Annotated in this window: 12 protein-coding genes; 9 read left to right on the top strand and 3 right to left on the bottom strand. The window is 55.8% G+C overall.

The features are described from left to right. Nucleotides 1–5: 5 nt before the first annotated feature. From TPH_RS02340 to TPH_RS16420, 3 genes are all read right to left on the bottom strand, one after another. Nucleotides 6–1,244, bottom strand: coding sequence for an RNA-guided endonuclease InsQ/TnpB family protein (locus TPH_RS02340; RefSeq protein ID WP_015049620.1), 1,239 nt, complete (start codon nucleotides 1,242–1,244; stop codon nucleotides 6–8). Nucleotides 1,245–1,249: 5 nt separating this feature from the next. Further along, entirely contained in the window at nucleotides 1,250–1,651 is a 402-nt protein-coding gene (gene tnpA, locus TPH_RS02335) for an IS200/IS605 family transposase (RefSeq protein WP_015049619.1), read from the bottom strand. 640 nt (nucleotides 1,652–2,291) lie between these two features. Next, on the bottom strand, nucleotides 2,292–2,570 hold the full coding sequence (locus tag TPH_RS16420; protein ID WP_015049618.1) for a DUF4405 domain-containing protein: 279 nt from the start codon (nucleotides 2,568–2,570) through the stop codon (nucleotides 2,292–2,294). A gap of 601 nt (nucleotides 2,571–3,171) precedes the next feature. Between TPH_RS16420 and TPH_RS15040 the strand changes: the two genes are divergently transcribed. From TPH_RS15040 to TPH_RS02280, 9 genes are all read left to right on the top strand, one after another. Further along, the gene (locus TPH_RS15040) at nucleotides 3,172–3,753 is read left to right on the top strand and encodes a FeoB small GTPase domain-containing protein (protein ID WP_236608812.1); all 582 of its coding nucleotides are present in this window, start codon (nucleotides 3,172–3,174) and stop codon (nucleotides 3,751–3,753) included. Beyond that, complete coding sequence (locus TPH_RS02315) at nucleotides 3,731–5,197, top strand: ferrous iron transporter B (RefSeq protein WP_015049616.1); 1,467 nt, start codon at nucleotides 3,731–3,733, stop codon at nucleotides 5,195–5,197. Before TPH_RS15040 ends, TPH_RS02315 begins: the two co-directional genes overlap by 23 nt. 137 nt (nucleotides 5,198–5,334) lie before the next feature. Next, on the top strand, nucleotides 5,335–5,787 hold the full coding sequence (locus TPH_RS15605; RefSeq protein ID WP_015049615.1) for a FeoA family protein: 453 nt from the start codon (nucleotides 5,335–5,337) through the stop codon (nucleotides 5,785–5,787). A gap of 141 nt (nucleotides 5,788–5,928) precedes the next feature. Then, nucleotides 5,929–6,519, top strand: a complete 591-nt coding sequence (locus tag TPH_RS02305) for a glycerol-3-phosphate responsive antiterminator (protein ID WP_015049614.1) — start codon at nucleotides 5,929–5,931, stop codon at nucleotides 6,517–6,519. Between the two features lie 343 nt (nucleotides 6,520–6,862). Then, entirely contained in the window at nucleotides 6,863–8,179 is a 1,317-nt protein-coding gene (locus TPH_RS02300; RefSeq protein ID WP_015049613.1) for a 2,3-diketo-5-methylthiopentyl-1-phosphate enolase, read from the top strand. A gap of 23 nt (nucleotides 8,180–8,202) precedes the next feature. Further along, nucleotides 8,203–9,045, top strand: coding sequence for a phosphoenolpyruvate hydrolase family protein (locus TPH_RS02295; protein WP_015049612.1), 843 nt, complete (start codon nucleotides 8,203–8,205; stop codon nucleotides 9,043–9,045). Between the two features lie 72 nt (nucleotides 9,046–9,117). Beyond that, on the top strand, nucleotides 9,118–9,894 hold the full coding sequence (locus TPH_RS02290; protein WP_015049611.1) for a 2-phosphosulfolactate phosphatase: 777 nt from the start codon (nucleotides 9,118–9,120) through the stop codon (nucleotides 9,892–9,894). Continuing rightward, on the top strand, nucleotides 9,891–11,234 hold the full coding sequence (locus TPH_RS02285) for a Tm-1-like ATP-binding domain-containing protein (RefSeq protein WP_015049610.1): 1,344 nt from the start codon (nucleotides 9,891–9,893) through the stop codon (nucleotides 11,232–11,234). Before TPH_RS02290 ends, TPH_RS02285 begins: the two co-directional genes overlap by 4 nt. A gap of 40 nt (nucleotides 11,235–11,274) precedes the next feature. Then, nucleotides 11,275–12,114 (top strand): phosphoenolpyruvate hydrolase family protein, encoded by an 840-nt coding sequence (locus TPH_RS02280; protein ID WP_015049609.1) that lies wholly within the window; start codon nucleotides 11,275–11,277, stop codon nucleotides 12,112–12,114. Nucleotide 12,115: the final 1 nt, after the last annotated feature.

The raw sequence follows: 12,115 nt of genomic DNA, 5'->3' as shown, positions 1-12,115 counted from the left end.
CTCTTTCACCGAGGAAAGCTTACGCGGATGTAGGGGTTGCTCCCCAGTATCCGCGCAGCGGCCTCCCTCTCCGGAGGCTTGAGTTCGGGCCGGTCCAGCCCTACGGCCTGTTCAGGACCCAGGCCAAGCCCCTTTCTCAGAATGACAAGTGCGGCGTTCACGTCCCTGTCGCACTTCCAGCCGCACTCGCACTCAATTACCCTGTCCGACAGGGAGAGATTGCGCCTTTTCCCGCAGGCAAAACACTCTCCGGTGGTGGTCTCCGTTCTCTCCACAACGACAGGCGTCTCAAGGCTGGTCCTCAACCTTGACTTCAGTCCGCCTATCCCCGAGGAGTAGACCTGCCTGCCGAAAAGCACCGACCACCCCTTCACACAGTCGTCCTGAAATACTACTTTCCGGTATATCTTCAGAAACGCCAGGGCCTTGTTTTGAGCATCTTTACGCCTGTTGTTCAGCTTTTCGTATTCCTTCCTCAGAAGAAACCGGATCCTTTCTCTGTTTCTGGAGCCTTTTTGTGTTCCGGCCAGCTTCCTCTGGAGTTGCTTCAACCTCGGCGTTTCGTGAACTTCAAAGTCCATCCTGATCCCGTTGGATAACGTCAGCTTCGAGCCGACGCCAAAGTCTATCCCGATGTCTTTGCCGACCGGATTCGGGGAAGTACGACTGTCTTTCGGGAGGTAGCACGTCACGTGCAGGTAGTAGCCGCTAGGCTTTCGCACCAGCACGGCGTTCGCTATCTCCGCATCAGCAGGTATCTGGTGCAGACCCAGCACGCGGAACTTCCCCAGCTTCTGAATCCTAACCCTGTTCCGGGCAAAGTTTAAGCTGTACGTCACGCCGTACTGCTTGAGCGGTATCGAATTGACGAACCTTTTACATTTAAGAGCTCCGACCTTCTGGCCGTTTTTCTTCAGTTTCCCGAGCACCCGGAGGTTGTCTTTGAGCCGGTCTGCTATCTCCTGCTTTATTTGGGAGCCGAGGACGGTCAGCTCCCTCTCCTCATAACTATCTCCCGCTTTGACTTCAACCGCGCTTACCTTGTTGGCGGGAGTATCCAGCCGCTCCGTGTCCGATACCAGCCAGTTGTACAGCCACTTTGCTTCTAGAAATGCTTTCCTGAGCACCTCAGATTTCCTTTTGGAAAGGTTCTGGAGCTTCAACTCGTACACAGCGGGTTTTTGGGTTTCTCTGCGTTGCCTTGTCTCCTGGAGAGTATTTTTTATCTGTTCCGCCTTGGTCATACCGGTTACTTTCCTTTCTGGTCCTCAATGTACTTCCTGATGGTCTCTTCCGATATGTGTCCGACCGACTCACAGTAGTACGAGCGCGTCCACAGGGACGGAAGCCGGCTTTTCAGGAAAGGAAACTCTTTTCTCAGCACCCTGGAGGTATAGGCTTTCAACTGATGGACGATAAAATGAGGACTATTGGTAGGATCGGTTTTTACGAAGAGATGCACATGATCCGGCATGACCTCCATCTGAACGATTTCCACTCCAATTCCCCGGGCTTTTTGGAGCAGCAGCTCCTTCAGCCGCTCAGCTACTTCACTTACCAGGACTTTGCGCCGGTACTTAGGGCACCAGATGAGGTGGTAGCCGATGTTGTATACTGTTGTGGCCGATCGTTTCCATCGTTTGCCGTTCATGTTTTTATTATACTACAAATATTAGTTCTCTGCACCATATCTAACAGTCTAAGCCAGGATGCCCGCCTTTCATCCCACCCTTGAAAGGGTGGGCTTTCCCGGCGGGGGATCGTAAATAGCAATTAGCCAACCCCAACTTGTTTGGAGCTCAGGTATCACGTCACCCCCAAAAATTTTCTGTTATTCGGTTTTTCCACTGGAGAATTCCCTTTTGAACACACTCCAACTGTTTTAGAAGCCGGCCAATAACGACACTTTGCCCCGGAAGCACCTCCTTAAAGCCTAAAGTTTTCGCTCCTTTCCAGACTTCAACACTTCTCCTTCTGTTTTTCTCCGGTTTCACCCCCTTTAATTGGTCAATAAATTGGCGCCTTATCTAGGGCCACAGGCCAAATTGCCATTTGGCTACAGCCAACAATTGTAATATTTTATTATTACAAAGAATAAGCGGGAGAACAATCAGTCATTAGGGAATGCAAACTCTAATGCCATTTGAAACAACAACAAAGAAAAGTTGCCTTTTCATGCGAAAGACACCAGTAGAAAGAACAGCGTTCGGTAGAGGAACAAGATGTGTCATATTGTCCTATTATATTAGGACAATTCTAGATGATATTGCAACCCTCTTTTGTTGGAGCATTTATTTGCGGAGTACAGATCGGAACATAGCTGCCACCCAATCCCAGTGCAGCGCAATATGGAGGACGACCAGGCAGATAAAAACTATAGAAAGGAACTTATGAATATTTAACCAGGTAACACACGGAAAAATAAACTCGGGATGAGACCACCGTCCACCGCCGTATCCCCATCCACTTCCGGGTGAAATAGACCAGCGGACGAATCCGGATAAGGCCAGTCCGACCCCCGTCAGAAAAAGGGCACAATCCAGCCAAAAGCAAACCTCAGCCTTACGCATCTCTCGCCTTCCTCCTTTTGTCAGAGCTTCTCAAGCAACACCCAGTCGGATTTCTCTACCGCCGCCGAGATCCTGGGCGATGGCCGCGGCGGTTCGCTCGTGGTCGCCGGTGATCATCACCGTTTCCAGCCCCAATCAAAAATCCTTACCACAACCGGGCGCGCCCGCTTGAATGCCGTTCAGGTTATACCTTATTTATTCTACCCTCTATCTACCCCTTCCTCTCCCGACAACAGGGCACCTTTTTAAACCAGCAGACGGCACTGCCGGAGGGTAAAAAGAACGCCTGGGCAAACCGGCAGGCACCATTCAGAGGGCCGGGGGTTCGGCAGCGACCCGGCGTTCCTCGGCTATTGACAATTGAGAAACATTATCATAAAGTCATGTATAGGATCATCAAAAAGATATTCCTTTTCTATAAAAGTGGACAATCCCTCGGAAATAAAAATAATCGAAGTCTAAGGTAAAATTGTGTTGTAATTTCCGAAAGCAGGCAACAGAGCTTCCCATTTGCCCCTTGTTTTGGGAAGAGATGACGGATATAATAATTGATAATAATTCTCATTTAGCCCCCCACAAAAACTATCGGGAGAGATTCGATGTGACCGCAAGAAAAGAAAACCCGGCTCTTCGTGGGAATGCCGGTCTGCTGCGATCAGATAAAAAGCCAGCAAACGGCAAAACCAAAAAGCTAATTTTGGTAGGCTCCCCCAACGTGGGTAAAAGCGTCATCTTCAACAGCCTCACCGGTTCCTACGTGACCGTCTCCAACTATCCGGGAACTACGGTGGAGGTCACAAGGGGAAAAGGAAGGTTCTATCAGGAGGTGTACGAGGTCGTCGACACTCCGGGAATGTACTCCCTCTTCCCTATTACCGAAGAGGAGCGAGTAACGAGAACCCTCCTGTTCCGGGAAAAACCGGACGTCGTGGTGCATGTTGTGGACGCCAAAAACCTGGAACGGATGCTTCCCTTAACCCTACAGCTGCTGGAGGCCGGCCTGCCGGTAATACTGACCGTCAATATGATGGACGAAGCTGAGGCCATGGGACGGCGGATCGACCTGCTCCGGCTGTCTGAAATCCTGGGCATTCCGGTCGTTGGAACGGCGGCGACCAGCCACCATGGTCTAGATCTGCTAAAGAAGGCGGTAGTAGAATATGTCAGAAAGCGTGTTGCCTGACCAGGGCTTTAAACTGCGCTACGACGAAACCATTGAAAAAGCCCTGACGGAGATCGAAAAACTCCTCCGCGCCCGCTACGCCTTCTCCAGGCGCATGATCGCCCTGCTCCTGCTGCAGGAGGACGAAGAAGTCCTCAAAGCAGTCAAGAGCAGGGAGCCCAACTTTCCTCAAATCTTCAACGTTATCCGGAGCACCAGGGAAAAATACAGGGAACACCTTCGCTACGTGATCACCCTGCAGCGCCAGCAACATGCAAACTCCATCCTCTCTCAGGTAGTGCAGGACACTCCCGTGAAGGGGTCGCGACTTAATAAGTGGCTCGACGGCATCACCATCCGGCCGCTAACAGGCGTGCCCCTGCTCCTGCTGATTATGTACTTCGGACTCTACAAATTCGTCGGCCAGTTCGGAGCGGGAACGCTCGTCGATTTCATCGAGGGAAGGCTCTTCGAAGGATACATCAACCCCTGGATCAACCAGTTGGTGGCGGAGACGATCCCCTGGCCGTCCATCCGCGCCCTGCTGGCCTTTGACTACGGAATCTTTACCCTTGGCCTTCGCTACGCCGTGGCCATCATCCTCCCCATTGTCGGCACTTACTTCCTGGCCTTTTCGCTGCTGGAAGACTCGGGGTATCTGCCGCGCCTCGCCCTGCTGGTGGACGCTGTCTTTAAAAAAATCGGCCTCAACGGCAGAGCCGTGATCCCTCTGACCCTGGGGTTTGCGTGCGACACCATGGCTACTTTAGTGAGCAGGACCCTGGAGACCAAAAGGGAGAGGATAATCGCCACCCTGCTGCTGGCCCTGGCCATCCCCTGCTCCGCCCAACTCGGAGTAATGCTCGGCCTGCTGGCAGAGAGGCCGGCGGCTCTGGTGACCTGGGCGGGTTTCGTTATTCTCGTCTTTCTGCTGGTGGGATACCTGTCGGCAAAGGTCATGCCGGGGGAGGGGCCGGCATTCTACATGGAACTCCCCCCGCTGAGGGTGCCGCGGCTCGCCAACATCCTGGAGAAGACCCTTTCCCGCATGCAGTGGTACTTTATGGAGATAGTGCCCTTTTTCATCGCGGCCAGCGTGCTTATCTGGGCGGGCAAGATCACCGGGGTCTTCGACGCCATCATCAACGGCGCTGCGCCTCTCATGCACGCCCTGGGCCTTCCCTCCCAGGCTGCAGAGGTCTTTCTCTTCGGCTTCTTCCGCAGGGACTACGGGGCAGCCGGGCTCTACGACCTCCAAAAGAGCGGGGCGTTGAGCGGGGTTCAACTGGTGGTCACAGCCGTGACGCTGACCCTTTTTGTGCCCTGTATCGCCCAGTTTGCCATTATGCTCAAGGAGAGGGGCTGGAGAACGGCTTTAGCCATCGCCGGGTTTATCTTCCCATTTGCCTTTCTCTGTGGAATTGTCCTCAACCTGGTCCTCACCACGCTGGGGCTCTCCCTATGAAAAAAGTCGTGAGGAGTTATAATCGTGGGAAGAGAAGTATAGAAAGCCCCTGTCCGCCCTTTGAAACCGGCGTTAGCTCCGATACATTTTGCGGACAGCCTTCTGGGAAGTGAACACTGGGAGGGAGATGGTTCTCGGTGAAGTGCAGCTTTTGCGGATATGAATTCAACGAAGGGGGTTTGCGCCCCTGCGCAGCCTGCCCTTTTAAGGCCGGCTGCGGCAAGGTGAAGTGCCCCAACTGCGGTTATGAGGTGCCCGGAGAGAGCTTTTTCAGGCGCTGGTACCGGCACCGGAATCGGTGGGGCGCCGGGAAAAGACGGTGGATGGAGCAGCACGGTTATCAACGTCAAGAGATGCTGCTGGCCGAGCTGAACAGCGGAGAACAGGGGATCGTCTCCCGAATCGCCACAGATAACCCCGCCATCCTGAACAAGCTGATGGCGCTGGGCATCCTTCCGGGGATGCCGGTGAAGATGCTTCAAAAATCCCCCTCCTACGTTTTTCAGGTTGGCAACACCAGAATAACGGCTGATGGCAATATCGTTGCCAGCGTCCTGGTGCGGAAAGGAGAGAAAGGTGCGGCAGATTGATTGTGAATTGGGGAGCGCACTTTTTTCTGAACTGCGGTGAAATTCGTGATACAATAAGAGCAAGACCTTCTCAATTGCCATAACTCTCTTTTCTCGAATGCGTCAAAGAGAAAAGCGGTCATTCTTCGAGGAGTGGATGCCGTGGCTCACACCGAACGAAAGACCCAGCTCCTGAATCTGCTCCAGAACCATCCCGTGATTCCCTCTCTCAGACGGGAGGAACAGCTCCCCTTCTTATTGAAAAGCAACGCCAGGGTAGCCCTGCTCTCCTCCGGGAGCATCTTCAACATCGAATCCTTGGTGCAGGAACTGCACAGGGCCGGCAAGGTGGCCCTGGTTCATATCGATCTGATCGACGGGCTGGGCCGTGATGCTGCGGCAGTCAGGTTCTTAAAGGAAAAGGCCGGAGCCGACGGAATCGTCACGCCGAACCGCCATTTGATCTCCGAGGGGCGAAAGGAGCATCTGATCACCATCCACCGCCTCTTTGCCCATGACTCCCCTTCCCTCGAAAGCGGTCTCAAAGTCCTGCAGATGTCCAACCCCGATTTCATCGAGTTTCTTCCCGGGATGATGGCCTCAAGGGTGATACCGTTCCTCCGGCAGCACTTCAGCCAGCCGTTAATAGGAGCGGGGTTGGTCAAAACCCCGGAGGAGGTCATGGCGATCCTTAAAGCAGGTGCCGTAGCCGTAAACACAAGCGCTGATGCTCTCTGGAACTTGAAGCTTTAACACTCTGCCCGGGCAAGTTAGGCAAGTTATTTGACATTTATATATTGAGGAAGAAATTCTAAAAAATTTTCTTGGTCAAGAAAGAGGATTTTCCTTCAGGAAGATAGAATTAGGTAAATCGGATATACCGCAACCGACGGTACCAGAAATTGAATAGGCTGTTTGGGACAAGAGAGGAGAGTGAGTCCCACCTTCTAACGGGCTGTTCGCCTGGAGGGTGGGATTTTTTGCTTTCTTCGGCCGGCTGCCAGCATCTTCCGTTTTACTACAGCTGTTGGAGATCGCGATTTATTTTACTAAAAAGAAACCATACTAACTCTAAAGTACAAGGAGGTAGAACAGTATGTCCGAACTTGCCATGCTCGCCCTACATGAGCAAATCGAGGAAGAAGGAGGGTACGTGATCGCCACCTATTATCTGGAAACGGGGAGGGGCGCCGATATCGTCAAAAAAATCAGCGCCATTGCCGTGGAGCAGACGACCGGCACCTGGGTACCGGTTCCCGAGGAAACGCCGGAGATGCGGGAAAAGCACGTCGCCAAGGTGGTGGGCATTTACGAGGTCCCCGGTCACGAATTCGAAGTGCCGGGTAACCTGGAAGCGAGACAGTTCATCTTCCAGCTGGCTTACCCCGCCGTGAACTTCGGCCCCCAAATCCCGATGCTCCTCAGCACGGTAATCGGCAACATTTCCATGTCGGGGAAGCTGAAGCTTCTGGACCTGAAATTCCCCAAAAGCTTTCTTAAATCCTTCAAAGGGCCCAAATTCGGCACCCAGGGGATCAGAGAACTGCTGGGAATCCCCGAGCGTCCTCTCCTGAATAACATGATCAAGCCGTGCACAGGTTACACCCCTGAAGTCGGAGCCAGGCTCTTCTCCCAGGCAATCCGCGGAGGAGTTGATATCGTTAAAGACGATGAGTTGATCGCCGATCCCCCCTTCTGCCCGATGGTGGAAAGGGTTAAGCTCTATATGGCTGAAGCCAGGCGCTACTATGAAGAAACCGGCAACAAGGTCCTCTACACCGTCAACATCACCGACAGGGCGGACAAAGTAAAAGAAAACGCCAAGCGCGCCCTTGACGCCGGGGCCAACGCCCTGATGATCAACTACCTCACAGCGGGGATCACCGCCCTCCAGTCTTTAGCGGAGGACCCGGAGATCAATGTTCCCATCCTCGCCCATCTGGATTTTGCCGGAACCATGTACGAATCCCCCTATTCCGGGCTCAGTTCCTATCTGATCCTGGGGAAACTGGCGCGCCTGGCCGGCGCGGATATCGTGGTCTACCCCAGCCCCTTCGGAAAATTCCCCTTCCTGCGGGAGCGCTATCTCCAGATCGGGCACCATCTTCTCGGGAAATGGCTCCACTTCAAGCCGACCTTCCCCATGCCAGGAGGAGGCGTCATGCCGGCCGTCGTGCCTGCCATTATTCGCGACCTGGGGAAAGACTGCATCCTGGGAGCAGGTGGAGCCATCCACGGCCACCCCATGGGGCCGGTAGCAGGAGGAAAGGCCATGCGGCAGGCCATCGATGCCGCCCTGCAGGGAATCCCCATCCGGGAAGCGGCGGAGCAGCATCCCGAACTGAAAAGCGCCATCGAGGCCTGGGGCCTCATGGAAGATGAGGAGCAGGCCCTTTTCGAAATCAAACAATAAAATCCAAAGGAGGAGGTATTAACATGGCGAAGCAGTACAGCAGGGCAGAGGTACTGAAGCGGCTGAAAAAAACCATCGCTGAGGGAAAACCGGTGATCATCGCCGGAGCGGGAACGGGGATCTCCGGCAAGTTCGCCGAGCGAGGGGGTGCCGACCTCATCGGCGTCTACAACTCCGGCCTCTACAGGATGGACGGCAACGGGTCGCTGGCCGGATTAATGCCTTACGGAAATGCCAACCAGATCGTCATCGATCTGGCCAACCGCGTCATGCCGGTCGTGAAGGAAACGCCGATGATCGCCGGCATCTGCGGAACCGATCCCACCCGGGAGATGAGGCCATACCTTAAGCACCTTTTGGAGCTGGGCTTTTCAGGTGTGATGAACTTCCCCACCGTCGGCCTGATCGACGGGAGATTCCGCAGGGAACTGGAAGACACCGGAATGGGCTACGGCAAGGAGATCGAAGCCCTGAAACTCGCCTCCGAGCTGGGATTCTTCACTCTAGGTTACGCCTTCAACGTCGAAGAGGCGGCGCTCGTCGGGGAAGCCAAGCTGGATGTTTTAATCTGCCACATGGGTCTGACGAGGGGAGGCTCCATCGGGTCTAAATACGCAGAGGAAGAGATGACCCTGGAAGGCGCCGCCGCCCTGATCAACGAAATGACCAAAGCGGCGCGGGAGAAGAACCCCGATGTTCTCATTTTTGCCCACGGCGGCCCCATTGCCCTTCCTGAAGACACGGCCTACATCTACAAGAACACGGAAGCCGTAGGGTTCCTGGGAGCGTCCAGCATCGAGCGGATTCCCGTGGAGAAGCCCCTGGCAGAGGCGGTCAAGAAGTTTAAGGACATCCCTCTCAAATAGGAAGAAGCTAACCTTAAGAGGACCTTATAAGAAGCAATCAGGAAAGGAACGTAAGGAACAGGGAGACTGGAAATGAGAAGAGATAAGCTGACGATAGATGTTGCTCTGGCACCGGCGGAGGTTTCCCCGGAGTTTCTGGAAATGGCCTGCATTGTGGTGGACGTGCTGCGGGCCAGCTCCACCATCGTCACCCTGCTCGATAAGAGATGCCGGCTGGTTTACACCGTCGAAGAGGTCGCCGATGCCCGATCCCTGGCGCGGTCTCAGGGGCTCCTGCTGGGAGGGGAGCGCAACGGCCTCACAGTCCGAGGATTCGACTTCGGCAACTCCCCCAGCGAGGTCGAGGGTTTTCCGCCGGGTGACAGGGCTGCGGTTCTCACCACCACCAACGGCACAAGAACTGTTGCCGCGGTGGCCTCCGCTCCGGCGGTGCTGATAGGGTGCTTCCTCAACGCCCACGCCTGCTGCCAAAGCGCGCTGGAACTCTCCCGCCGATACTCTACAGACATCGGCATCGTCTGCGCCGGAGAAAAGGGGAAGTTTGTGCTGGATGATGCCTTCTGCGCAGGATACCTTGTGGAAACCCTGCGCCTGCTCGCAGAAAAAGATGGTTTGGAAGTCACCCTATCCGACGCCGCTCAGGCAGCCGGCCGGCTCTATCAATCCTACCCGGACATCATGGCAGCCTTCGCGGAATCCTTCAGCGGCCGGCGCCTCAAAGAGATCAACCGCACGGTAGATCTTGAGTTGTGCAGCAGGCTCAACACTACGGAAGTAGTCCCTATTCTCATCGCCAGATCTCCCTGCTGCTTCATAAATCGATCACGAAAGGAGGAGAACACCAGGTGACCGGAAAACCACAGATCCTCGTGGCCGGCATCCTCGACACCAAAGGACAGGAAATCAAGTACCTCGCCGAACGGGTGAAGGCTGCCGGAGGAGAACCGACCATTTTGGAACTGAGCGTCGGAGATGAAGTCGGCTGGGCGGATATCGGTGTGGGCGCAGTGCTGCAGAAAATCGGGCGCAACAAAGAGGAGGTCTTTTCCCTGGACCGCGGGAAGGCATCCGATATCATCGTCGAGGGCGCCAAAAAGATTGCGGCCGAACTCCTCGAGGAAGGGAAGCTTGACGGGATGATCGCCTACGGTGGTTCCATGGGCGCCAGCATGGCCACCCGCATCATGCAGTCGCTCCCCATCGGCATCCCCAAATTGATGCTGACCACCATGGCTTCCGGGGATGTCAGCCCTTATGTGGGCACCAAGGACATCTGCATGATGTACCCTATCGCCGAGGCCGGGCTCAATAAAGTGACCCGCCGCATCCTCAACAACGCCGCCGGCGCCGTTGTCGGAATGGCAAGCGCACCCGAGCTAGAGGCGGGTGAGGAACGCCCCCTGATCGGGTGCATGATGTTCGGGGTAACTACCCCCTGTGTGCTGCGGGCCTCGCGGTACTTTGAGGAAAAGGGTTACGACGTCCTGATCAACCACGCCGTGGGAAGCGGCGGGCGGTCGCTGGAAGAGCTGATCCGGGACGGCTACATCGTCGGCGTGTTGGATATCACAACACACGAGATCGGAGATCACCTTTTAGGAGGTGTTCTCGATGCAGGCCCCGACCGGCTGACCGCCGCAGCGCAGATGGGTATTCCCCAGGTCGTCGCCCCCGGCGGCCTCGACCTGATCAACTTCGGGCCCAAGGAGACGGTTCCCGAAAGACTGCTCAAAGAAACGGACCAGCCAGGCCGCGGTCTTTACATCCACAACCCCACCGTAACCTGCGTCGGCGTCTCTGCAGAGGAGGCGTACAAGGTCGGCGAACACATCGCCAACAAGCTCAACGCCGCCACGGGTCCCACCGTCCTTTGCGTGCCGATGAGAGGCTGGGGGGCCTGCGACCTCCCCGCTCCCAACAAGGCTCTGGGATGGGCAGGCCCCGGGCCGGGGCCGGTTTGGGCTTCCGACCCCGACCATCCCCAATGGTCACTGCGGGCCGGCCATTTCGTAGCCGCCTTACGCAAGGTAATCGACAGAAACAAACCGAACCTGGATGTGCTTCTCGTCGACAAGCACCTGAACGAACCGGAATTCGCCGATCTCATGGCAGAGCTGCTCGACGAGATGCTGGCCGGCAAATGGAGGAAGGGGAGCCATCACGATCTCCCCTACGTACTGAAATTTTAACATCTCTTCAGTCAACCGGGAGAAAGGAGGTGCGGTCCCGGTGGCCAAAAGCTTCACACGCCGGCAGGTGCTGGAACGCCTGCGGAAAGAGAGCGATGCCGGACGTCCCCTCCTGATGTTCGGGGCAGGCACCGGACTAACGGCCCGGTGCGCCGAACTGGGGGGAGCGGATATCATCGCCGTTTACTCCACCGCCTACTACCGGATGCAGGCACAGCCCTCTTTACTGGCCTGGCTTCCCTACGAAAACGCCAACGAGCTTGTTATCAGGATGGCCGCGGAAGTCCTTCCCGCCGTCAAGGAAACCCCCTGCATCGCAGGAGTCGGCGCCCACGACCCCAGGCTGGACATGGAGGCTATTATCGACCGGCTGCTGGGGATGGGGTTCTCCGGGATCACCAATGAGCCCTTTGTGGGGATTTACGGCAGTGAATTCGCCGCCCAACTGGAAGCGGCTGGGTTGGGTTTTTCCAGGGAGGTAGAGCTGATCAAAACCGCTCACGAAAAGGATGTGTTTACCGTCGCCTGGGCCTTCACCCCTGAGGAGGGACGGGTTATGGCCGCTGCCGGAGCGGATGTCATCGGCGCCATCGTCGGTGTCACCGCCGGGGGGCTGACAGGGGCTAAAAAAGCCCAGACCCTGGAAGAAGCCGCCCGGCAAGTGCGGGAAATCAGCAGGGCAGCCCGGGAAGTGAACCCCGAGATCATAGTCCTCACCCACGGGGGGCCCTTCAAGGACGTCGAAACTGCGGAATACTCACTCCTACACACAGACGCCGCCGGTTACGCCTCCGGATCCAGCGGGGAACGGATGCCGACGGAAACGGCCGTTACGGAGATCACCAGACGGTACAAGAGGATGAAAAAAGGCTCCGGCTGAA

It is taken from the genome of Thermacetogenium phaeum DSM 12270 (genome assembly GCF_000305935.1).
Classification (GTDB): Bacteria; Bacillota; DSM-12270; order Thermacetogeniales; family Thermacetogeniaceae; genus Thermacetogenium; species Thermacetogenium phaeum.
This window is presented reverse-complemented; position numbering and strand designations above follow the sequence as displayed.

Bases quoted from the DNA above. Each gene is read 5' to 3' on its own strand.
- TPH_RS02340 (WP_015049620.1), bottom strand. From the start codon at position 1,244: ATGACCAAGGCGGAACAGATAAAAAATACTCTCCAGGAGACAAGGCAA.
- tnpA (WP_015049619.1), bottom strand. From the start codon at position 1,651: ATGAACGGCAAACGATGGAAACGATCGGCCACAACAGTATACAACATC.
- TPH_RS16420 (WP_015049618.1), bottom strand. From the start codon at position 2,570: ATGCGTAAGGCTGAGGTTTGCTTTTGGCTGGATTGTGCCCTTTTTCTG.
- TPH_RS02315 (WP_015049616.1), top strand. From the start codon at position 3,731: ATGTCAGAAAGCGTGTTGCCTGACCAGGGCTTTAAACTGCGCTACGAC.
- TPH_RS02300 (WP_015049613.1), top strand. From the start codon at position 6,863: ATGTCCGAACTTGCCATGCTCGCCCTACATGAGCAAATCGAGGAAGAA.
- TPH_RS02295 (WP_015049612.1), top strand. From the start codon at position 8,203: ATGGCGAAGCAGTACAGCAGGGCAGAGGTACTGAAGCGGCTGAAAAAA.
- TPH_RS02290 (WP_015049611.1), top strand. From the start codon at position 9,118: ATGAGAAGAGATAAGCTGACGATAGATGTTGCTCTGGCACCGGCGGAG.